Annotated in this window: 17 protein-coding genes and 1 pseudogene; 8 read left to right on the forward strand and 10 right to left on the reverse strand. The window is 70.1% G+C overall.

The genetic code is table 11. From position 1 onward, the window contains the following. Positions 1 to 124: 124 nt before the first annotated feature. The 5 genes and pseudogenes from AB0M30_RS21540 to AB0M30_RS21560 form a co-directional block, all read right to left on the reverse strand. A pseudogene (locus AB0M30_RS21540) lies at positions 125 to 955 on the reverse strand (biotin-dependent carboxyltransferase family protein); the annotation flags it as partial. Beyond that, the gene (locus tag AB0M30_RS21545; protein ID WP_364586054.1) at positions 952 to 1,563 is read right to left on the reverse strand and encodes an allophanate hydrolase subunit 1; all 612 of its coding nucleotides are present in this window, start codon (positions 1,561 to 1,563) and stop codon (positions 952 to 954) included. The gene AB0M30_RS21545 and the pseudogene AB0M30_RS21540, both read right to left, overlap by 4 nt. Then, positions 1,560 to 2,312: a 5-oxoprolinase subunit PxpA gene (locus AB0M30_RS21550; protein WP_364586056.1), complete on the reverse strand. Its 753-nt coding sequence runs from the start codon at positions 2,310 to 2,312 to the stop codon at positions 1,560 to 1,562. Before AB0M30_RS21550 ends, AB0M30_RS21545 begins: the two co-directional genes overlap by 4 nt. 1 nt (position 2,313) lies before the next feature. Beyond that, positions 2,314 to 3,108: a putative hydro-lyase gene (locus tag AB0M30_RS21555; RefSeq protein WP_364586058.1), complete on the reverse strand. Its 795-nt coding sequence runs from the start codon at positions 3,106 to 3,108 to the stop codon at positions 2,314 to 2,316. Positions 3,109 to 3,117: 9 nt separating this feature from the next. Then, a complete protein-coding gene (locus AB0M30_RS21560; protein ID WP_364586060.1) occupies positions 3,118 to 4,362 on the reverse strand; it encodes an MFS transporter in 1,245 nt (414 codons plus the stop codon). A 117-nt stretch (positions 4,363 to 4,479) separates the two neighbouring features. On the opposite strand from AB0M30_RS21560, the gene AB0M30_RS21565 reads away from it, so the two are divergent. Further along, entirely contained in the window at positions 4,480 to 5,202 is a 723-nt protein-coding gene (locus AB0M30_RS21565) for a GntR family transcriptional regulator (RefSeq protein WP_285986630.1), read from the forward strand. Positions 5,203 to 5,451: 249 nt separating this feature from the next. On the opposite strand, the gene AB0M30_RS21570 is transcribed toward AB0M30_RS21565, so the two are convergent. The 5 genes from AB0M30_RS21570 to AB0M30_RS21590 form a co-directional block, all read right to left on the reverse strand. Further along, positions 5,452 to 6,816 (reverse strand): ricin-type beta-trefoil lectin domain protein, encoded by a 1,365-nt coding sequence (locus AB0M30_RS21570; RefSeq protein WP_364586062.1) that lies wholly within the window; start codon positions 6,814 to 6,816, stop codon positions 5,452 to 5,454. Further along, positions 6,813 to 8,672, reverse strand: a complete 1,860-nt coding sequence (locus tag AB0M30_RS21575) for a ricin-type beta-trefoil lectin domain protein (RefSeq protein ID WP_364586064.1) — start codon at positions 8,670 to 8,672, stop codon at positions 6,813 to 6,815. Before AB0M30_RS21575 ends, AB0M30_RS21570 begins: the two co-directional genes overlap by 4 nt. Continuing rightward, positions 8,669 to 9,679: a ricin-type beta-trefoil lectin domain protein gene (locus AB0M30_RS21580; RefSeq protein ID WP_364586066.1), complete on the reverse strand. Its 1,011-nt coding sequence runs from the start codon at positions 9,677 to 9,679 to the stop codon at positions 8,669 to 8,671. Before AB0M30_RS21580 ends, AB0M30_RS21575 begins: the two co-directional genes overlap by 4 nt. Before the next feature lie 111 nt (positions 9,680 to 9,790). Then, positions 9,791 to 11,002: a family 16 glycosylhydrolase gene (locus tag AB0M30_RS21585; protein WP_364586067.1), complete on the reverse strand. Its 1,212-nt coding sequence runs from the start codon at positions 11,000 to 11,002 to the stop codon at positions 9,791 to 9,793. Positions 11,003 to 11,914: 912 nt separating this feature from the next. Next, the gene (locus AB0M30_RS21590) at positions 11,915 to 13,150 is read right to left on the reverse strand and encodes an ROK family transcriptional regulator (protein ID WP_364586069.1); all 1,236 of its coding nucleotides are present in this window, start codon (positions 13,148 to 13,150) and stop codon (positions 11,915 to 11,917) included. A gap of 133 nt (positions 13,151 to 13,283) precedes the next feature. On the opposite strand from AB0M30_RS21590, the gene AB0M30_RS21595 reads away from it, so the two are divergent. The 7 genes from AB0M30_RS21595 (at position 13,284) to AB0M30_RS21625 (ending at position 21,865) form a co-directional block, all read left to right on the forward strand. After that, positions 13,284 to 14,471 (forward strand): ROK family transcriptional regulator, encoded by a 1,188-nt coding sequence (locus AB0M30_RS21595; RefSeq protein WP_364586071.1) that lies wholly within the window; start codon positions 13,284 to 13,286, stop codon positions 14,469 to 14,471. Between the two features lie 206 nt (positions 14,472 to 14,677). Beyond that, positions 14,678 to 16,348, forward strand: coding sequence for an ABC transporter substrate-binding protein (locus tag AB0M30_RS21600; RefSeq protein ID WP_364586073.1), 1,671 nt, complete (start codon positions 14,678 to 14,680; stop codon positions 16,346 to 16,348). A 2-nt stretch (positions 16,349 to 16,350) separates the two neighbouring features. Beyond that, entirely contained in the window at positions 16,351 to 17,460 is a 1,110-nt protein-coding gene (locus AB0M30_RS21605; RefSeq protein WP_364586075.1) for an ABC transporter ATP-binding protein, read from the forward strand. Next, entirely contained in the window at positions 17,457 to 18,437 is a 981-nt protein-coding gene (locus AB0M30_RS21610; protein WP_364586077.1) for an ABC transporter permease, read from the forward strand. The genes AB0M30_RS21605 and AB0M30_RS21610 overlap by 4 nt, the downstream gene beginning before the upstream one ends. Before the next feature lies 1 nt (position 18,438). Continuing rightward, positions 18,439 to 19,431, forward strand: a complete 993-nt coding sequence (locus tag AB0M30_RS21615) for an ABC transporter permease (protein WP_360163629.1) — start codon at positions 18,439 to 18,441, stop codon at positions 19,429 to 19,431. Further along, the gene (locus tag AB0M30_RS21620; protein WP_364586079.1) at positions 19,428 to 20,420 is read left to right on the forward strand and encodes an ABC transporter ATP-binding protein; all 993 of its coding nucleotides are present in this window, start codon (positions 19,428 to 19,430) and stop codon (positions 20,418 to 20,420) included. Before AB0M30_RS21615 ends, AB0M30_RS21620 begins: the two co-directional genes overlap by 4 nt. 41 nt (positions 20,421 to 20,461) lie before the next feature. Further along, complete coding sequence (locus tag AB0M30_RS21625) at positions 20,462 to 21,865, forward strand: GH1 family beta-glucosidase (protein ID WP_364586081.1); 1,404 nt, start codon at positions 20,462 to 20,464, stop codon at positions 21,863 to 21,865. The last annotated feature ends 4 nt before the right edge of the window (positions 21,866 to 21,869 follow it).

The following is a 21,869-nucleotide window of genomic DNA, read 5'->3' on the forward strand; positions in this document are numbered from 1 at the left end:
GCGGGGCCGGGCGGGGGGGGCTGCCCTCCGGGGGGTTCCACGCCCCCGCGGTGGGTGGTGCGACCGAGTGTGCCTGGTACTTACACCCCACACACACCCCCCCCGACGCGGGAGGAAAGTCCTGAGCCGCGCGGAAGCGCACGGTCTGGCCCGGCCGCAGCTGAGCCGCCAGATCCAGGTCCGCCTCCTCGACGACCGCGATCACCGGGTACCCGCCCGTCGTCGGGTGGTCGGCGTGGAACAGGATCGGCCGGCCCGACGGCGGCACCTGCAGCGATCCCGGCACGCACGCCTCCGACGGCAGCTCGTCGTGGCGTGCCCTGGCCAGTGCCGGCCCGGTCAGGCGGATGCCGACGCGGTCCGAATCCGGCGAGACCGCGTACACAGTGGACAAGAGTTCGTCCGGCGCGGTGAACCAGTCGCGACGCGGACCCGGTGTCACGCGCAGCACCGGTTCGGCCGGTAGCGCCGCCCGGGGCGCGAGATCCACCACCGGGAACGCCCGCGGAGGCGGGCCGATCGGCAGCAGCATCCCGGCCGCCACCGGCGGCGGGCCCAGCTTCCCGAGCGTGTCCGTCGCCCGGGAACCCAGCACCGGCGGTACGTCGATCCCGCCGCGCACCGCGATGTAACACCGCAACCCCGACACCGCCGTGCCCAGCGCCAGTTCTTCGCCGGGCCACAACGTGATCGGCCCGTTCGGCCCGCCCTTCGAGAGCGGGCAGGAAGCGCCGGTGACCGCCAGCGTCGTCACGCCGGTGGCGCGCAGCACCAGCCCGCCGAGCGTCACCTCCAGCGCCGCCGCGCCGGCCGGGTTCCCGACGAGCCGGTTGGCCAGCCGGAACGACTCGCGGTCGGCCGCGCCGGAGCGGCCGACGCCGAGCGCCGCGTGGCCCGGGCGGCCGAGGTCCTGCACCGTCGTCGCGAACCCGGGCCGGACGACTTCGAGCTTCACGACGGCACCGCCGTGAACCGGACCCGGGTGCCCGGCGGCAGCAGGTTCGGCGGGTCGCGCTCGACGTCCCACACCGGTACCTCCGTCCGGCCCAGCAACCGCCAGCCGCCCGGGGACGCGCTCGGGTAGACCGCGCTGTACTCGCCGGCGATCGCCACCGAGCCCGCCGGGATGCGGGTGCGCGGCGACGACCGCCGGGGCACGTGCAGCGCGGGGTCCGACCCGGTCAGGTAGGCGAAGCCCGGCGCGAAGCCGCAGAACGCCGAAACGTAGGTCCCCGCGGTGTGCCGGGAAACCAGCGAAGCCACGCTCAACCCCGTCTCCGCGGCCACGCCGGCCAGGTCTTCGCCGTCGTACACCACCGGGATCACCACTTCGCCCGCGTCGGCCGCCACCCTGTCCACAGGGGACACTTGACGCAGCAGCGCACCCAGCCGTTCCGCGTTCGTCGCCGACGGGTCGAAGCGGACCAGCAGCGTCCGGGCCGCCGGGACGAGCTCAACGACCCCGTCCGGCGGCGACTGCGTCAACGCCGCTTGGAAGCCCAGCACGTCGTCCAGTTCCACCAAAACCGCGCGCCGCCCGCACGGCAGCAGCCGGACGGTCATCCGGTGAACGCGGTGAGGGGGACGTCCGCGGCGGTCAGGCCGTCGCGGATCCGGCGGGCCAGCTCGACCGCGCCCGGCGTGTCGCCGTGCACGCACAGGGAATCCGGGCGCAGGTCGAGCTTGCCGCCGTCGGCCGTCACGACACCGCCGCCGGTGGCCATCGCCACCGCCCGGTCGGCCACGGCTCCGGCGTCGTGCAGGACGGCGCCCGGCCGCTTGCGCGACACGAGCCGGCCTTCCGCGGTGTACGCCCGGTCCGCGAACGCCTCCGCGTACGCGACGACGCCGGCTTTCTCCGCCTCCCGCTGCATTTCCGAGTCCGGCAGGCAGAGCAGCGCCAGCGCGGGGTCGTACCGGCGCAGGCCTTCGACGATCGCCGCCGCCTGCTCGGCGTCGCCCGCCGCGGTGTTGTACAACGCGCCGTGCGGCTTCACGTACGTCACGCGGCTGCCCGCCGCGCGGGCGAACGCGTCGAGCGCGCCGACCTGGTAGAGCACTTCGTCCGCCAGGTCGTCCGGCGCGATGTCGAGGGCGCGCCTGCCGAAGCCGGCCAGGTCGCGGTAACCGACGTGCGCGCCGATCGCGACGCCGCGCCCGGCCGCCAGTTCGCACACCCGCCGCATCACCGACGGGTCGCCGGCGTGGAAGCCGCAGGCGACGTTCGCGCTGGTCACGATGTCGAGCATGGCTTCGTCGTCGCCCATCTTCCAGGCGCCGAAGCCCTCGCCGAGATCGCTGTTCAGATCCATTTCAGCCCACCCGGTATTCGCTGTCGTACCGATCGGTGATGAACATGTACCCCGGCGCGTGGGTGATCGCAAAGGGGGGCCGCGACGCCATCAGCGCCGCCTGCGGGGTGACCCCGCAGGCCCAGAACACCGGGACGTCACCCGGTTCGGCGTCCACCGGGTCGCCGAAGTCCGGCCGGGCGAGGTCGTCGATGCCCAGCGCCCGCGGGTCGCCGATGTGCACCGGGGCGCCGTGCACCGCGGGCATCGCGCGGGTGATCCGGATGGCGTCGTCGACGAGGTCCTCCGGGATCTGGCGCATCGACACCACCATCGGCCCGAACAGCCGCCCGGCGGGCTCGCACGGCCGGTTCGTCACGTACATGGCGACGTTGCGGCCCTGGTCGACGTGCCGCAGCGGGACGCCCTCGGCGGCCAGCGCCGTTTCGAACGTGAAGCTGCAGCCGATCGAGAAGGCGACCATGTCGCTGCGCCACAGGCCGGTCGCGTCCGACACCTCGCCGGCGAGGACGCCGTTCTGCCAGATCCGGTAGCGCGGCAGGTCGGTGCGCAGGTCCGCGTCCTCGGCGAGCCGGGTGGCCGGGTCGCCGGGGTCGGTGACGTCGAGCAGCGGGCACGCCTGCGGGTTGCGGGTGCAGAACAGCAGGACGTCGTAGGCCCAGTCCTCGGGCACGGCGATCAGGTTGGTCTGGGTGAAGCCGCTGGCCCAGCCCGTCGTGGGGTGGGCGGTACCGCGGCGGAACGCTTCGCGCGCTTGCGCGGGGGTGAACGTCGCGGGTTCGTCGAAGGTCGTCATGATTCCCCCTCAATCAACGAGTTCGATGCCCCGGGTTTCCGGGAGGCCGAGCAGGGCCAGCACGGCGATGCCGTAGCCCAGCGCGCCGAAGACGATCGCGCCGCCCGCGCCCATGAAACCGACCACAGTCGGGAAGATCGCCCCGACCGCGCGGCCGAAGTTGTACGTGAAGCCCTGCCCGGTGCCGCGCAGCGCGGTCGGGTACAGCTCGGCGAGGAACGCGCCGAACCCGCTGAAGATCGCGGACATCGAGAAGCCGAGCGGGAAGCCGAGCACCAGCACGAGCCCGTTGGCCCCCTTGGGGATCTGCGTGTACGCGACGATCAGCGCGGCCGAGAGCAGCGCGAACGTCAGGAAGGTCTTCTTGCGCCCCATCAGGTCGGTCAGGTAGCCGCCGCAGATGTACCCGGCGAAGGCGCCGGTGATGAGGAAGGCGAGGTAGCCGCCGGTGCCGATCACGGTCAGCTCGCGCGTCTTCTTCAGGTAGGACGGCAGCCACGTCGAGATCGTGTAGTACCCGCCCTGGACGCCGGTGGCCAGCAGCGCGGCGAAGAACGTCGTGCGCAGGAGATCGCCCTTGAAGATCCGGACGAGGGTGCCCTTCGGGCGTTCGGTCTTCAGGCGCTCTTCGGCGCGCGGCGCGTCCTTGACGCTCTTGCGGACCCACAGCACGAGCAGCGCCGGGATGACGCCGGTCCAGAACATGATCCGCCAGGCCACGTCGTCGCTCGCCACGCTGAACACCACGGTGTAGACGACCACCGACAGGCCCCAGCCGACCGCCCACGCGCTCTGGACGAACGCCACGGTCCGGCCGCGGTACTTCGCCTGCGAATACTCGGCGACCAGTGCCGCGCCGGCCGCCCACTCGCCGCCGAAGCCCAGGCCCTGCAGCGCGCGGAAGATCAGCAGGGTCTCGAAGTTGGGCGCGAACCCGCAGAGCACGGTGAAGATCGTGTACATCGCGATGGTGATCTGCAGCGTCCGGACGCGGCCGATCCGGTCGGCCAGCATGCCGGCCCCGACCCCGCCGACGGCCGACACGACCAGCGTCGTCGTGCCGAGCAGGCCGGCTTCACCGCTCGAGATGCCGAAGTACGCGGTGATCGCGGCCAGGCCGAGCGGCAGGGTCTGGTAGTCGAACGAGTCCAGGCCGTACCCGCCGAACGCGCCCACGAAGGCGCGGCGGCCACGTTTTCCCAGCGTGCGGAACCAGTCGAACGGCCGGGCCTCGGTAGCGGTAGTGGCAGTCATGGGGCACCTCCTGGCCAGTGTCTCTCATCGTGGCGTACCTCACACGGTAGGGATTGTTGAACAATTCCACAAGAGGCTAGTTGGATCGTCCTCTGAGTGCCGAGTACGCTCGGTGCCGTGGTCATCGAAGACGGCGTCGTCCCGGGCCTGGAGGCCGACCGCGGCCTGGTCACGCGCAAGAGCACGGCCGAGCGGGTCGCCGGGGTCCTCCGCAAGCGCATCGCGGAAGGGTTCTTCCTGCCCGGCGGCCGGCTGTCGGAGCAGGACATCGGCAACGCGCTCGGCGTCTCCCGCAACACCCTCCGCGAGGCGTTCCGGCTGCTCACACACGAACGGCTGCTCGCCCACGAGCTCAACCGCGGGGTCTTCGTCCGCATCCCGAGCGTCGAGGACGTCGTCGACATCTACCGGGTCCGCAAGATCATCGAATGCGCCGCGGTCCGCGGGGTGCGGGCCAAGCCGGCGTCCTTCGCGCGGATCAAGGAGAAGGTCGACATCGGGGACGAGGCCGCCCGCACCGGCAACTGGAAGGACCTCGGCACCGCGAACGTCTGGTTCCACCAGGAGCTCGCCGCGCTGTCCGGCAGCGAGCGGGTGAACGAGCTGGTCGGCAGGCTGACCGCCGAGCTGCGGCTGGTGTTCCACATCATGGCCGAGCCGCGCCGCTTCCACGAGCGCTACCTGCCGCGCAACCACGAAATCCTGGACCGCATCGAGGCCGGCGACGGCCCGGGCGCCGAGCAGCTGCTGCTGAAGTACCTCGACGACGCCGAGGAACAGCTGGTGGACGCGTACGCCGACCGCGCCGAGGCGGCCCGCGCGGCCAGCGCGGCGGAGTAGCCGGAGCGCCCCCATTCGGCCCTCGGTGCGGTGGGGCGTTCGGGCAGGATTGGCGGCCGGACGGTCCGAGCACGCGCCGCGCGCGGCACGCGGTCGATAACCTCGGGGCGGTTCCGCCGCCGGAGACCCCCAGCGGCCGGCGGGACCCCACGCTGCCGGGTCGCCGCTTCCCCAGGGCCGCGGCCCGGCAGCCCAACGCCGTGAAGGCCACCTCGCGATGGCCTTCACGGACTTGTCGAGCGGCCGGGGTCAGCCGGCGTAGCGGGCGAAGATCCTCGTGAAGTCCCACGCCTGCTGGGAAACCCCGGAACAGGTGTCGTTGTTCGGGTACCCGCCGGGGCACGGGCGGTCGCGGTTCGCCGACCAGAACGTCAACCGGGCCAGGTGGTGCGCGTTCGCGTAGCCCAGGATGGTGGTGAAGTCGTTGAGCGTGACCGTCTCGCTGTTGTCGGTGATGCCGTTCATCGACGAGATGCCCATGTGCCGGTAGGCCGTGTCGTCGTCATAGCCGTACGCGCTCTTGACCACGTTCTTTAGGCCCTCGGCCGCCCGCTGCGTCAACGTGCCCATGTTCTGGCCCGCGCCGCCGAAGTCGAACGGCATGATGACCCAGCCGTCGACCGTGAGGCCCGCCTGCGCCGCCCGGTTGACCAGGCTGCTGTCCGGGCCGGACTGGTCCGTGCCGAAGGTGACGTACAGCTTGATGCCCGGGTTGTTCGCCCGGACCGTCTTCAGCGCGTCGACCGTGCGCTGCTGCACCGTCGGGTTGCTGTAGGCGTCGGCCTCGATGTCGATGTCGATCGCCTTGAGGCCGTAGGCGTTGATCACCTTCTGGTAGCCCGCCGCCAGCTCGCCCGCGCTGCCGCAGGACGACTCCAGCTTGTTGCCGGAGTAGCCGCCGAACGACGGGATGACGTCGCCGCCGCCCGCGCGGATGGTGTTGATCGTGTTCTGGTCGACGCCGCCGGTCAGCGCGCGCCCGCCGTCCCACTGCGGGTTGCAGTAGCCGTTGGACAGGACGAACGCCAGTGTGAACCACTTGACGCCGGTGGCGCTCATGATCGTCGCCGGGTTCGGCGGGTCGCCCCAGCCGTTGTAGAGGTAGGGCGCGACGGCCATCGCCCCCGGCCCCGGCGGCGGGGTGGTGCCGCCGCTGGGCAGCGTCCACTGCTGGTTGGCCGTGCTCGCGCACGTCCAGATCTGCAGCCGGGTCCCGTTGGCGCTGGAGTTGCCGGTGGCGTCGAGGCACTTCCCGGACCCGGTGTTGACCAGGTTCTTCGCCGCGTTGGCCGACCACTTCTGGGCGGTGCTCCCGTTGCAGTCCCAGAGCTGGATCGTCGTGCCGTTCGCCGTGCCCGCGCTCGTGACGTCGAGGCACTTGCCCAGCGCCTGCAGGGAACCGTCGCTGCCGACCGTCCACTGTTGAGCGTTGGTGCCGTTGCAGTCGTAGAGCTGGACGGCGGTGCCGTTGGCGTTGCTCGCGCCGGCGACGTCGGCGCACTTGCCGCCGAGGCCGGTGATCGGGCCGGTCGCCGCCTGCGCGGCGCCGGGGAGGAGGACCATCGCGGAGGCGGCCAGCAGGCCACCCACCGCGGTCAGGGCTTTGAGCTTCATGCGGGCACGTTCCACTTCTGGTTGGCGGCGCCGGTGCAGGTCCAGATCTGCAGCCGGGTGCCGTTGGCGCTGGAGTTGCCGGTGGCGTCGACGCACTTGTTCGAAGCCGCGCCGACGAGATCGCGGGCCGCGGTGGCGGCCCACCGCTGGTTGGCCGTGCCGCCGCAGTCCCAGAGCTGGAGCTGAGCTCCGTCCGTTGTGGACTGTCCGGTGACGTCGAGGCACTTGCCGAGCGCCTTCAGGGTTCCGTCGGTGCCGACGGTCCACTGCTGGGCGCCGGAGCCGTTGCAGTCGTAGAGCTGGACCGCGGTACCGTTGGTGCTGCTCGCGCCGGCGACGTCGATGCACTTGCCGCCGAGACCGGTGATCGGGCCGGTCTTGCCGGTGCCGCCGCCGGTGCCCTGGGTGCCGCTCCAGGTGAACGTGGCCGACGTGCGGCCGGGCAGGGTGTAGGTGAACGAAGAGCCGCCCCAGTTCACCCGCACGCTCTGGTTGCCCGTGCCGGAGTTGTACGCGATGAGCGCCTTGGAGCCGTCCGGGTTCTTCCAGGCGACGTTGCGCACGGCCGAGCTGTCGTTCGAGTCGATCCGGTAGGCACCCGGCTTCACGAACTTCGTCAGGTGACCCATCGTGTAGTACTCGACGGTGTAGTCGACCTGCCCGCTGCGCGAGTCTCCGTTGTGGACGGTGATCAGGCCGGTGCACTTGTCGCAGCCGCCGTTGTGCGGGCCCATGTTCTGGTCGACGCCGAGGCTCCACTTGACGAAGCTCTTCGACCAGTTCCGGGTGTAGTCAACGATGTTGTTCATGTCCTCGGCCTGCTGGTTCGTGATCCAGGTGCCGCCGGAGTGCTCGGTCGAGTAGGCGTTGACGTTCGGGTACTGGTTGTGCGTCGTCGTCTGTTGGGCGATGTCACCGCCGTAGCCGTGCCAGGCCACGCCCCCGAAGTTCGGGTGGTTCCGGATCGCCGCGTCGTCCAGGGTCGGTGCGCCGTAGGACGCGTAGGTGTCCCAGTTCCAGTCGAGCGCGAGGACCTTGGTGGACAGACCGGCGCCCTGCAGGGCGGGCAGCAGGTTGTTCTTCGCGAAGTACGCCAGGCCGGCGCCGTTCCAGTTGGTCGACGGGTAGCTCGAGCAACAGGTCGGCTCGTTCTGCATCGAGACGTAGTCGATCGGCACGCCCGCGTCCCGGTAGGCCTGGAGGTACTTGACGAAGTACTGGGCGTAGGCCGGGTAGTACTGCGATTCGACCCAGCCGAGCAGGTAGCTGTCGTTGTCCTTCATCCACGGCGGCGCGCTCCACGGCGACGCCATGATCTTGGCCTGCGGGTTGAGCTGCTTGGCCTGCTTGGTCAGCGGCAGCACGTCGGCCTGGTCGTGCGCGATGGAGAAGTGCGTCAGGTTCGGGTCGGTCTGGCCGGCCGGCACGTCGTCGAAGGTGTAGCTGTAGCGGGCCAGGTCGGACGCGCCGAGCGGGTTGCGGATGAAGCTCACCCCGATGCCGCTGTTCGGGTCGAACAGCTTGCGCATGGTGTCGTCGCGGGTGGCCTGGGACAGCGCCCCGCTGGAGTTCATCAGCCACGCCGCGGTGTCCGTGAAGGACGCTCCGCCGCCTTCGAACTGCTGGTAGGTAGTGTTTTCGTTGACGTTGATGGTGACGCCGCCGCTGCCGGTGCCGGCCGCGAAGGTGACCGGCGTCTGCTGCTGGAGACCGCGGGTGACCGTCCGGCCGCCGGCGTCGCTGGTCGTGGTGAGCCAGACGTTGACCGTTTCGCCCGCGGCCTGCGCGGGTCCGGCGAAGGTGGCCGCGGCGACCGCGGTCACCCCGATCAACGCCGTGAGAGAGCGTTTTCTCATGGCAGAGTCCACTTCTGGTTCGTGCCGGCCCCGCAGGTCCAGATCTGGAGCCGGGTCCCGTTGGCGCTGGAGTTGCCGGTGGCGTCGAGGCACTTGCCGGAGCCGGCGTTCACGAGGTTCTGTGAGCCGTTCGCCGACCACTTCTGGGCGTTGCTCCCGTTGCAGTCCCAAAGTTGCGTCGTCGTGCCGTTGGCCGTGCCCGCGCTCGTGACGTCGAGGCACTTGCCGAGGGCTTTCAGCGTTCCGTCGGTGCCCACTGTCCACTGTTGAGCGTTGGTGCCGTTGCAGTCGTAGAGCTGGACGGCGGTGCCGTTGGCGTTGTTCGCGCCGGCGACGTCGGCGCACTTGCCGCCGATGCCGGTGATCGGGCCGGCGGTGCCGGTGGGCGGCGTCGTCGTGCCGCCCGCGAACTGCGTCGCCACCTGTTCGCCGAGGCTGACGGCGTTGGCGTGGTTCTCGATCGGGTTGACGTGCGTGTTCGGGAACACGATGTAAGTCACCGGGCCTTCGGTGCCGCCGTTCTTCGGGTCGGGGTTGATGCCGAGGCTGACGGCGGTGGCGTAGGACGCCTCGCCGATGATGCTCGTCGGGCCGGTGTCGCCGACCACCGCGTAGCTGACCTGGTTGTTGTAGATCACCGCCACGACCGAACCGCCGTCGATGCCGTAGTTGCGGTAGTCCCAGGTGGACGTCGGCTGGGGCAGGACGATGTACGGCAGTTGCGCCGCGTTGAGCGGCTGGTCGGCCGAGGTGTGGAACGCGGTGTCCGGGTAGAAGCAGCAGTCGGTGTTTTCGTTGCACTGAGTGGTGCGGACGCCGTCGCAGTCGACGTCCATGTCGGCCTTGAAGAACACCGCGCCGTTCGCCTGGCAGACGGGCACGGTGGCCGCGCCGCCTTCGTCGTAGGAATACTTCCCGTTCGAGATCTGTTGGCAGGATTGGGTTTTGGCGAGCAGCTGGCTCGCGGAGGGGCTCGCTTCGACCGTGGCCTGTGCCGAGCCGGACATGAGGAAAGAAAGCGCTAACAGGGCACACCCCATTAGCGCGACGAGGATTCGCCGCACTTCGGTTCTCCTTGGGGAGTGGGGCCGGGAGCTACGCGCTCCCGGCCCCGGGGATCAGGGCGTGGTCCACTTCTGGTTCGCGCCGCCGCCGCAGGTCCAGATCTGCAGGCGGGTGCCGTTCGCGCTCGAATTGCCGGTGGCGTCGAGGCACTTGTTCGCGTTCGGGTTCACGATGTCTTTCGCGCCGGTCACGACCCATTGCTGGGCACCGGTTCCGTTGCAGTCGTAGAGCTGCACCGCTGTCCCGTCCGCGGTGCCGGCACCGGAGACGTCCATGCACTTGCCGAGGGCGCGGATCGTGCCGTCGGTGCCGACGGTCCAGTTCTGCGCGGCGTTGCCGTTGCAGTCGGTGATCTGGATCGGCGTGCTGTTGGCGGTGCTGGCGCCGGCGACGTCGACGCACTTGCCGCCGATGCCGGTGATCGTGCCGGTCCGGCCGCCGCCGCTGCTCGAGGTGTTGGTGACGTGCACGTAGTCGACGACCAGCTGCTGCGGGAACTGCGTGCTGCTGTTGGGATCGCCGGGCCAGTACCCGCCGACGGCGAGGTTGAGGATGATGAAGAAGTTGTGGTCGTACACCCAGCGGTTGCCGTTCAGGTCCGACGGCGTGCGCGTCTGGTAGAGGTTGCCGTCGACGTACCACTTGATCTGGTTGGGTGCCCAGTCGACCGCGTAGGTGTGGAAGTCGTCGGAGAAGTTCGGTCCGTTGTAGGCGGCGCCGATGCCGCCGGAGCCGGAGTAGCCGGGGCCGTGGATGGTGCCGTGCACGGTGTTCGGTTCGAACCCGACGTTTTCCATGATGTCGATTTCGCCGTCGGTGGGCCAGTTCCCGCCGCCGAGCATCCAGAACGCCGGCCACATGCCCTGCCCGCGCGGGAGTTTCATGCGCGTCTCGAAGTGGCCGTAGGCCTGGCTGAACTTGCCGGCGGTGTTCATCCGCGCGGACGTGTACTCGCAGCGGCCGTACCAGCAGTTGTAGTTGCCGGGGTTTTCCTTCTTGGCGGTGATGACGAGGTGGCCCTGGCCGTCGAGCTGGGCGTTGTTGGTGCCGGAGGTGTAGTACTGCCGCTCGTGGTTGTTGACGTTGTCGCCGGTTTCGAGCTGCCACTTCGACCCGTCGACCCCGGCACCGGCGGCGCCGTTGAAGTCATCGGTGAAGGTGGCCGCTGCTTCTGCCGGGGCCGTCGTGATGGCTTGCTGCCCGAGGACGAGCAGTGAACAGGCGGCGAGGAGTGCCGCCCAGCGCTTCTTCGTGGAGGTGGACATCGTTGTCGCCTCTCTCACCGTGGGGGACCGGCGGTCCGCGCGCAGCACGGAACGCGGGGAGGGGAGGTGGCCGTGCCTGCCGGGGCGGCGGCAGGTGTGACCGTGCGTGCCCGCGAGGCCGCGGGCGGAGGTTTTGGCCTGACTTTGTTGTGTCTGGCAACAAAGTATGCATGGTCCAGACAAGCCGGGCAACCGTCGGCCGGTCATTTTTTTTCAACCCGAATTAAGGGGGGGTTGGTGGTGGGGCGTCTGGGGTGGGGTTGCGGCTTTGGGCCTGGTGGGGCGGGGGTTGGAGGGCTGGTGGGTGGTTCCCGCTCAGTGGGGCATGGGGGGTGATCCGCTTTTGGCGGTGGCGGTGGCGGAGCGGTGGCGGTGTGGCAGAGCGGCGGCGGTGCGGCGGCGGTGGGGCGGAGCGGCGCGGCGGTGGCGGAGCGACGGTGGTGTGGCGGAGCGGCAGCGGTGCGGTGGCGTGGCGGCGGTGCGGTGGAGCGGCGGTGGTCCGGTGGTGCGGTGGTGTGGCGGTGGTGCGGTGGTATGGCGGCGGTGCGGTGGGGTGGCGGAGCTGCGGCGGTGCGGTGGTGAGGTTCGGGTTTGGTGGCCTCGGCTTGGCGGTTGGTTTCTTCCGGCACCCCGAAGCCGGCATTGTGACTACGGCCGGCAACACCGCGTCAAGGCGGGAAAGCGTGCCTTGACCCGGTGCTGCCGGCCGTGTTTTGGCTTCGGATCGGGGTGCGGGGAGGTCTGGGTTCTCGGCGGTTCCCGTTTGCTTGTTGGCTGCGCGTTGGGTGTCTGGTGGGGCGGCTTGCGCCGCGGGTGGGCGGGTTCGGTTTGCGGGTCTGGCGGCGGGGCTGGCCCGCGGCGGGCTGGGCGGGCGGAGGCCTCGCCCGGGTGCGGCCGTCGGGCCTCCGCGGATCAAGCCGCGTCGGAGTCGGGGGCTCCTGGCTTGGCCAGTCTTGATGTTGCCCCCTGCTCCAGGAGGTCCGCCACTGGGAGGGTTGCCGCTCCTGTTGCCACCGCGTCCAGGCCCAGGGAGCCCAGCTGGATCGATGTCTGGCTGAATGGGTGGCGTAGGGCGTGCTCGCCCGCCGCCTCTCGGATCTTCGGCAGGAGTTGCTCTCCCAGGGCCAGGCCGGCCCAGCCGCCGATCACGATGCGCTCCGGGTTGAACAGGTTGATCAAGTTGGCGATGCCCGCTCCGAGGTAGCCCGCCGTTTCGTCGAGCACCCGCGAAGCCGTCTTGGACCTCGAGGCCGCCGAAAGGAGGGCCGAAAACTGGGCCTGCTCGTCCTCGCCCGTGATGTCCTTGCCGCGCGCCCGGCGGTACCGGGCCAGCACCGCGCCCGCGCCGATGTACGCCTCCAGGCACCCTCGTGCGCCGCAGCGGCACTCCTGGCCGCCGTACGCGATCGTTGTGTGGCCCCATTCGCCCGCGCTGCTCGTCGAGCCGCGGTACGTCGTTCCGTCCGTCACCACCGCCGCGCCCACACCCGAGCCGATCAGCGCTATCACCGCGTGGCGGGCTCCGCGGCCCGCGCCGAACCACATCTCCGCCTGGCCCTGCGTCTTCGCGCCGTTGTCGACGAACAGCGGCAAGCCGACGCCCGCCTCCCGCAGCATCGCCTCGAACGGCACCGCGTCCCAGCCGACCGTCGGGGCGTGCACCAGCACCCGGGCGCCCTGCTCGACCGTCCCCGGCACGCCGATGCCGACCCCCAGGACGCCCGATTCGTCGATGCCCGCGCTCGCGAACACCTCCCGGAGCCCGGACGTCACCTGCTCGACCGCCGTCGCCGCGTCGGGGGCCTTCGGGAGCGGGTGCTCGACCGTCGCCAGGCGGTTCATCGCCAGGTCGAACAGCTCGACCTTGACGCCCGTTTCGCCGATGTCGACGCCCGCGACGTGCCCGTACGCCGGGTCCACGCGCAGCAGCACCCGGGGCCGGCCGCCGTCCGATTCGACCTGGCCGGCTTCGGTGATCAGGCGTTCTTCGCCCAGTTCGGCGGTCACGTTGCTCACCGTGGCGGCACTCAATCCGGTCAGCTGGCTGAGCTCGTGCCTCGACAGCGGGCCGTCGAAGTACAGTTTCGACAGCAGCAGGGATCGGTTGTGCCGCCGCAGATCGCGGACGGTGGTGCGCTTGCTCGCCATGGGCAACCCATCTGAACTTCTTACCGGCTCACTGACAGAATGCCCGATCACCGTAAGTTGTGGCTATGTATTAAGTGGTGAACTAAGTCCCGAACCCATGGTCGCGGTGCCGTCGTCTGGCAGAATCCTCCCGGTGACCCAGGTGGTGCGCCAGACGACCCGTGACCTCAGGCGGCACAACCGCGCGGCGCTGCTCTCCTCGCTCTACCTCCGCGGTCCCGTCAGCAGACTGGAACTGGTAGCTGAATCGGGACTATCGGCCGCCACCGTTACCAACGTCGTTTCCGAGCTCATCGCGGACGGCGTCGTGGCCGAGGCCGGATCGGTCGAATCGGACGGCGGGCGGCCGCGGACGCTGCTGGCCGTCCGGCCCGGGTTCGGGCAGGTCGTGGGCGTGGACGTCAGCGAGACGCACGTCGAAGTCGGCCTGTTCGACTGGGCGCTCGGCACCCTCGGCACGGTGCGCCACCCGCTGGTCGGCACCCGCCTCGACCCGGACGAAGTGGCCGGGCTGGTGCGCACGGGCATCGCCGAAGTGCTCGAGGGGGGCGATCCGGACGCGGTGTTCGGCGTCGGCATCGGCGTGCCGGGCGCGGTCCGCGACGGCGGGATCGTGCACGCGCCCACGTTGGGCTGGAGCGGGGTGAACTTCGCCGACCTGATCCACCCGCACATCCAGGCGCCCCTGCACCTGGACAACCGCGCCCGCACCCTCGGCCAGGCCGAGACGTGGCGCGGCGCCGGCCGGGGCGCCGAACGCGCCATCGTCGCCCTCCTCGGCGTGGGTGTCGGTGCCGCCGTCGCGACGGCCGGGCGCTCGCACCCCGGCATCACCACCAGCGAGTGGGGCCACACCGTCGTCAAGGCGGCCGGGGCGGCCTGCCGGTGCGGCTCGCACGGCTGCCTGGAGGCCTACGTCGGCGTCGAGGCGGTCGTCCGTCGCTACGCCGCCCTCGCCGGCAAGGAACCGGTCATCGGGGACGAAAGCGACGCCGAACTGGCGCGGATCGTGGCCGAAGCCCAGGGTGGTGGCCCGGCCGCCGACGTGCTCGCCGAGACCGGCGAGTACCTGGGCATCGGCATCGCGAACCTGATCAACCTGCTCAGCCCCGATCGGGTGGTGCTTTCCGGTTCGGCCGGGGCGATCATGGGACCGGCGATCCTGCCCGCGGTGCGCGACGCCGTGAGCCGGCACGCGCTCGGCTACCTCGTAGAGCGCACCGAAGTCGTCCTCGGCCGGCTCGGGCCGGAGGCGGTCGCGCTCGGCGCGGCGACCCTGCCGATCGCCGAACTGCTGGCGAACGGTGGCCGGACCGGCTGAAACCCTTGCGACGCAAGGAGCAACCCCAGGAACAGGTCCAGACCGCCAGTTCTTTCAGTACTTAAACTTAGGCACAAAACGTTACCGCCGTGTTATTGACGTGACCCGAGTCACCCGGGTTGACTTCGGGACGTCGTTCGGTCGCCGGCGGTCGGGGCTCGCTACCAGTCGACAGCAAGCAAGTCGTCGATGACCAGGAGGAACCGATGCGAGTCAAGCGCTCCATCGTTGCAGCGCTAGTAGCCATCACGGCCTTGAGCGGGCTGACGGCGTGCTCGGGTGGCAGCTCCAACGCCGCCCAGAGCAACCCGGACGCCGTGCTCAGCGTCGGCAAGCCGGACGGCCCGCAGGCGGAGAACAACAACCCGTTCCTGGAGACGTCCGCCCTGTCGAACATGGGCTACCGGTGGATGATCTACGAGCCCCTCGTCATGCTCAACCGCGTCAAGCCGCAGGAGCCGGGCAAGCCCTGGCTGGCGACGAAGTGGGACTGGTCGGACAACTACAAGAAGCTGGTCCTGACCGTCCGTGACGGCGTCAAGTTCTCCGACGGCCAGCCGATGACCGCCGAGGACGTCGCCTACACCTTCCAGCTGCTGCGCGACAACAAGGCGCTGAACGTCGACGCCGTCCCGTACAAGGACATCACCGCGGCCGGCAACCAGGTCACCCTGGGCTTCGACGGCTCGCAGTTCGTCAACCAGGTCAAGATCCTGCAGACCCTGGTCGTGCCGAAGCACGCCTGGCAGGGCGTCAAGGACCCGGCGCTCGACCTGGTGAAGAACCCGATCGGCACCGGCCCGTACACGCTGAAGTCGGCCACCCCGCAGACGATGATCGTCACGCGGCGCGAAAGCGGCTACTGGCAGGAAGCGCCGAAGGTCAAGGAGATCCGCTACACCTCCTACACCGACAACAACGCGCAGGTCAGCGCCCTGGTCAACGGGGCGGCCGAGTGGAGCTTCGTGTTCATCCCGAACTACAAGGCCGTCTACACCAACAAGGACCCGCAGCACTACAAGCTGTGGTTCCCCGCACAGCTGGCCGTCCACGGCCTGTGGTTCAACACCGAAAAGGCGCCGTGGAACGACCCGAAGCTGCGCCAGGCCGTCAACAAGGTGATCAACCGCGACGACATCTTCAACCAGGGTGAGGCCGGCTACTTCTACCCGAAGAACGACCAGGTCACCGGCATCCCGACGCCGGCGGGCGACCCCTTCATCGCGCCGCAGTACAAGGGCCAGTCGGTCAAGGTCGACGTCCCGGGTGCCAAGGCGCTGCTGACCGGGGCGGGCTACCAGTTCACCGGCGACAAGCTGGCCGACCCGAGCGGCAAGCCGGTCACCATCAAGCTCACCGTCCCGTCGGGCTGGTCGGACTACATCACCGACCTGGAGATCATCAAGGACAACCTGGCGCAGATCGGCATCACCGCCACGGTCGACAAGATGAACCAGGACGCGTGGATGAAGTCGGTCGACACCGGTGACTTCGAGGGCCTGATGCACTGGACCAACGACGGGCAGACGCCGTACGACATGTACCGCGACGTCATGGACGGCAACCGCTACAAGCCGACCGGCCAGGGTGGCATCAACGGCAACTACGGCCGCTACAAGAACGACGAGGCGACCAAGGCGCTCGAGACCTACGCCAACGCCGAGGACGACGCCGCCCGCACCGCCGCGATGGCGACGCTGCAGAAGATCATGATCGAGCAGCAGCCGATGATCCCCACGTCGGCGGCCAACTCCGGCGGCGAGTACAGCACGAAGAACTGGGTCGGCTGGCCCGACGACGCCAACCCGTACGCGCCGGCCCAGCCGACGCTGCGCAACGCGCTCGACATCGTCCTGCACCTCAAGCCCGCGGCCTGACGATGGCCGACTCATTGATCACCGAACACGGGGACGGCCGCGGCGACGCGGCCTCCCCGGCCCCCTCCGACCCCGTCGCCGTCGGGTCGGAGGGGGACCTCCCCGTGGTTCTCGAAGCCGCGGGACTCACCAAGCACTTCCCGGTCCGCCGCAAGGGCCGGGCCGCGCTGACCGGCCCGCGCCGCGCCATCCAGGCCGTCGACGACGTGAGCCTGACGCTGCGGCGCGGCCGCGTCACCGCGCTGGTCGGCGAGTCCGGCTCGGGCAAGTCGACGGTCGCGCGCCTGCTCGCGGGCCTCTACCCGCGCACCGGCGGTGACATCCGGCTGCACGGCGAGACGGTGAACGTCAAGCACGGCAAGGCGTTCCGCGCCTACGCCCGCCGGGTGCAGATGATCTTCCAGGACCCGTTCGCGTCGCTGAACCCGGTGCACACCGTGCGCTACCACCTGACGCGGGCGCTGAAGATCCACGGCCGGGCGGGTGAAGACCTCGAGCAGGCGCTGCACGAGCTGCTCACCCGCGTCCAGATGACGCCGCCCGAGCGGTACATCGACAAGTTCCCGCACGAGCTGTCCGGCGGCCAGCGCCAGCGCGTCGCGATCGCGCGGGCGCTCGGCGCCGACCCGGAGGCGCTGCTGGCCGACGAGCCGGTGTCCATGTTGGACGTCTCGATCCGGCTCGGGGTGCTGAACCTGCTGCGCGACCTCAAGGAACGCCTGCACCTGGCGATCCTGTACATCACGCACGACATCGCGTCGGCGCGCTACTTCGCCGACGAGACGATGGTGATGTACGCGGGCCGGATGGTCGAAGGCGGCGACAGCGAAACCATCACGCAGCGGCCGGCGCACCCCTACACCCGGCTGCTCATCGAATCCGCACCGGACCCGGACCGGATCGCGGGCGGCGGTGGCCCGGGTGAGGTGCCGGCCGAACGCGGGTCCGGCGAACCGCCGAGCCTGCTCGACCCGCCGCCGGGCTGCCGGTTCCACCCGCGCTGCCCGGTCGCGATGGAGCGGTGCAAGACCGACCTGCCGCCGCGGTTCGACGTCGGCGACGCACCCGGGCACTGGGCCGCGTGCTGGCTCTACGACGGAGCCGCCCGATGAGGTTCCTGCTGCAACGGTTCGTCTTCTACGTCTTCACGGCGTGGGCCGCCGTCACCATCAACTTCTTCATCCCGAGGCTGATCCCGGGCGACCCGGTGCAGTCGCTGATCGCCAAGAACCAGGGCATGATCAGCGCCGAAGCGATGCAGTCGCTGTACGTCCTGTTCGGACTCGACAAGAACGAAAGCCTGATCTCCCAGTACTTCGACTACTGGGGCCAGCTCTTCCGCGGCGACCTCGGGATCTCGTTCACGTTCTTCCCGACGCCGGTGTCCGACCTGCTCACCGACAGCCTGCCGTGGACGATCATCCTGGTCGGCATCACCACGATCGTCGGCTTCGCGATCGGCACCGGGCTCGGCGTGGTCGCCGGCTGGAAGCGCGGCTCGTGGGTCGACGGCCTGCTGCCGGTGACGACGTTCCTCTCGTCGATCCCGTACTTCTGGCTCGGCCTGATCGCGCTGACGCTGCTGGCCGGCCCGGGCAGCTTCTTCCCGTCGTCCGGCGGCTACGACCCGGGCACCATCCCTGGCTGGGACCCCGGGTTCATCGGCAGCGCGATCCAGCACAGCCTGCTGCCCGCGCTCACCATCCTGATCAGCTCGATGGGCAGCTGGATCCTGGGCATGCGCAACATGATGGTCACCGTCGCGTCGGAGGACTACGTGACCGTCGCGCACGCCAAGGGCCTGCCGGAGCGCCGGGTGATGGTCGGCTACGCCGCGCGCAACGCGCTGCTGCCGAGCGTGTCCGGCTTCGCGCTCGCCCTGGGCTTCATCGTCGGTGGCACGCTGCTGGTGGAGATCGTCTTCTCCTACCCGGGCGTCGGCTACCAGCTGTTCCAGGCGGTCGGCTCGCAGGACTACCCGCTGATGCAGGGCATCTTCCTGATCATCACGCTGTCGGTGCTGGTGGCGAACCTGTTCGCCGACGTCGCCTACCTGGCGCTCGACCCGCGCACCCGGAAGGAGGGCTGACATGGCCGTACCCGCGGCGGACGTCAAGGCCGCCCAAGCCCTCCCCGTCGACGTGATCGCCGGCCGCGCGAAACGGCGGCGCTTCCGGTTCCTCACCAGCGGCAAGACGGCCACCGGCCTCGCCGTCATCGTCTTCTTCCTGGTGATCGCGGTCATCGGCGAGTGGATCGCGCCGTACGACCCGTCGGCGCGCAGCAGCGACCTGCTGGAATCGCCGTCGGGCCGGCACTGGTTCGGCACCACCCACCTCGGCCAGGACATCTTCAGCCAGGTCCTGGTCGGCACGCGCAGCGTCATGCTCGTCGGGCTGGCCGCCGGGATCGTGGCGACGATCCTCGCGGTGATCGTCGGCGTGACGTCCGGGTACCTCGGCGGCACGCCGGGGGAAGGCCTGTCGGCACTGTCCAACGTGTTCCTGGTGATCCCGGCGCTGCCGCTGATCATCATCATCGGCAGCGCGGTGCCCACCGGCGGCGACATCCTGGTGGCGGTGATCATCGGCTTCACGTCGTGGGCGTGGGGCGCGCGAGTCCTCAGAGCACAGACGCTTTCGCTGCGGGGACGCGAGTACGTCGAAGCCGCCCGGGCGACGGGCGAGTCGACGTGGCGGATCATCTTCTTCGAAATCCTGCCGAACCTGACGGCGGTGATCGCCTCCAGCTTCGTCGGCACGGTGATCTTCGCCGTGATGTCGGAGATCACGCTCGCGTTCGTCGGCGTCTCCGGACTGTCCAACTGGAACTGGGGCACGATCCTGTTCTGGGCGCAGAGCCAGCAGGCCCTCGCCCAGGGTGCGTGGTGGTGGTTCGTGCCGGCCGGGCTGGCGATCGCCATCCTCGGCACGGCGTTGTCCCTGCTCAACTTCGGCATCGACGAGTTCGTCAGCCCGCGGCTGCGCGGCAGCGGCAAGGCGCGCGTGCGCGGCGCGGACGGGCGGGTGCATCGGATGCGCGTGGGCTTCACGCCCGTGCTCGGGCGGGAGGAACGGCCATGATGGACCCGGTGCTGGAGATCAAGGGCCTGGACGTCGACTACGGCGTCGGCGACGAGGCCGTCCGCGCGGTCCGGGACGTGCACCTGACGCTGCACCGCGGCGAAGTCCTCGGCCTCGCCGGGGAAAGCGGCAGCGGTAAGTCCACTTTGGCCTACGGGTTGACACGGCTGCTGGCGCCGCCGGGCGTAATTCGCGGCGGCGAGGTGATCTACCACCCCACGGACGGCGAGCCCTACGACGTGCTGAAGCTGACGGACAAGCAGCTGCGGGACTTCCGCTGGGCGGAGACGTCCATCGTGTTCCAGGGCGCGATGAACTCGCTGAACCCGGTGCACAAGGTGGTCACGCAGCTGGTCGACGTCATCAAGGCCCACGAGCCGCGGTCGTCGAAAGCGGGCCGGGTGGCGCGGGCTCGCGATCTGCTGAAGCTGGTGGGAATTTCGGCCGACCGGCTGGAGGCGTACCCGCACCAGCTGTCCGGCGGCATGCGGCAGCGCGTGATGATCGCGATGGCGCTGGCGCTGGAGCCGCGGGTCGTCATCATGGACGAGCCGACCACCGCGCTCGACGTCGTGATGCAGCGGCAGATCCTCGGTCAGCTCGTGGAACTGCGGGAACGGCTGGGGTTCTCGGTCCTGTTCATCACGCACGACCTTTCGCTGCTGGTGGAGTTCTCGGACCGGATCGCGATCATGTACGGCGGCCGGATCGTCGAGCAGGCGCCGGCGGCCGACCTCTACCGGGACGCGCTGCACCCGTACAGCCACGGCCTGCTGAACTCGTTCCCCGCGCTGCGGGGACCGCGGCGGGAGCTGGCCGGGATCCCCGGATCGCCACCGGACACGCGCGGGATGCCGGCCGGCTGCGCGTTCCACCCGCGGTGCCCCAAGGCCTTCGAACCGTGCCCCGACCGCGTGCCGCTGCTGGGAACGCCCGGCGACCCGGCGCGCGAGGTGGCGTGCTGGCTGCACCCCGTCGCCGCGCCCTGAACGCCGTCCATCCTGTCCGGTACCACTGGAGGAGTGCTGCCTTGACCGAGACCACCGCCGCGACCGCCGAACAGCAGGCGCTGATCGACACGCTGCCACCGGACTTCCGCTGGGGCGTGGCCACCGCCGCGTACCAGATCGAAGGGGCGGTCGCCGAAGACGGGCGCACACCGTCCATTTGGGACACCTTCTGCCAGGTGCCGTGGGCGATCGACAACAATGACAACGGTGACGTGGCGTGCGACCACTACCACCGGATGCCCTCGGACATCGAGCTGGTCGGCGAACTGGGCGCGGACACGTACCGGTTTTCCGTGGCGTGGACCCGGGTCCAGCCCCGCGGCCGCGGCGGCGTCAACGAAGCGGGCATCGGGTTCTACGACCGGCTCGTCGACGAGACGCTGAGCCGCGGGATCACGCCGTGGCTGACGCTGTACCACTGGGACCTCCCGCAGGAGCTGGAGGACGCGGGCGGCTGGCCGGCGCGTGACACGGCGTACCGGTTCGCGGACTACGCGATGCTGGTGTTCGACCGGTTGAAGGACCGGGTCCGGCATTGGACGACGCTGAACGAGCCGTGGTGCTCGGCGATGCACGGGTACGTGCACGGCGTGATGGCGCCGGGCCGGCGTGACTACGCGGCCGGGATGCACGCGGTGCACCACCTCCTGCTCGGCCACGGGCTGGCGGTGCAGCGCATGCGTGAGGCGGCACCGGCGGACACGCAGTTCGGCATCACGCTCAACATGTGCACGGCCGACCCGGCGACGGACTCCCCGGAGGACGTCCGCGCGGCCCGCCAGGCGGACGGCCTCGGCGTCCGGATCTACCTGGACCCGCTGGTCCACGGCCGCTACCCGGAGGACGTGGTGGACGACCTGGCTTCGCGCGGCGTGAAGCTGCCGATCCAGGACGGCGACCTCGACGTGATTTCGACGCCGCTGGACTTCCTGGGCGTGAACTACTACTTCGGCCAGCAGTTCTCGGGCGTGGACGAGCAGGGCGCCACGGTGGACGCGGACGGCGTCCCGGCGTCCCGGGCGATCCCGTTCGGCGAGCCGACGACGGCGATGGGCTGGGAGATCCTGCCGGGCAAGTTCACGGAGCTGCTGACGCGCCTGGGCCGCGACTACCCGGGTCTCCCGATGTACATCACGGAGAACGGCTCGGCCTTCGACGACGACCCGGACTCGACGGGCTTCGTCCACGACGACTCCCGCACGGCGTACCTGGCGTCGCACATCGCCGCGGTGGCGGCGGCCCGGAACGCGGGTGCCGACGTCCGGGGCTACTTCGCATGGTCCCTTTTGGACAACTTCGAGTGGGCGTACGGGTACGCCAAGCGGTTCGGGCTCATCCGGGTGGACTACGAGACGCAAGCGCGAACGATCAAGCAGAGCGGCTACTTCTACCGCGACACCGTCCGGCGGGTGCGCGGCAGCTGAGCTT

Source organism: Amycolatopsis sp. NPDC051716 (assembly GCF_040681595.1).
Lineage (GTDB): Bacteria > Actinomycetota > Actinomycetes > Mycobacteriales > Pseudonocardiaceae > Amycolatopsis.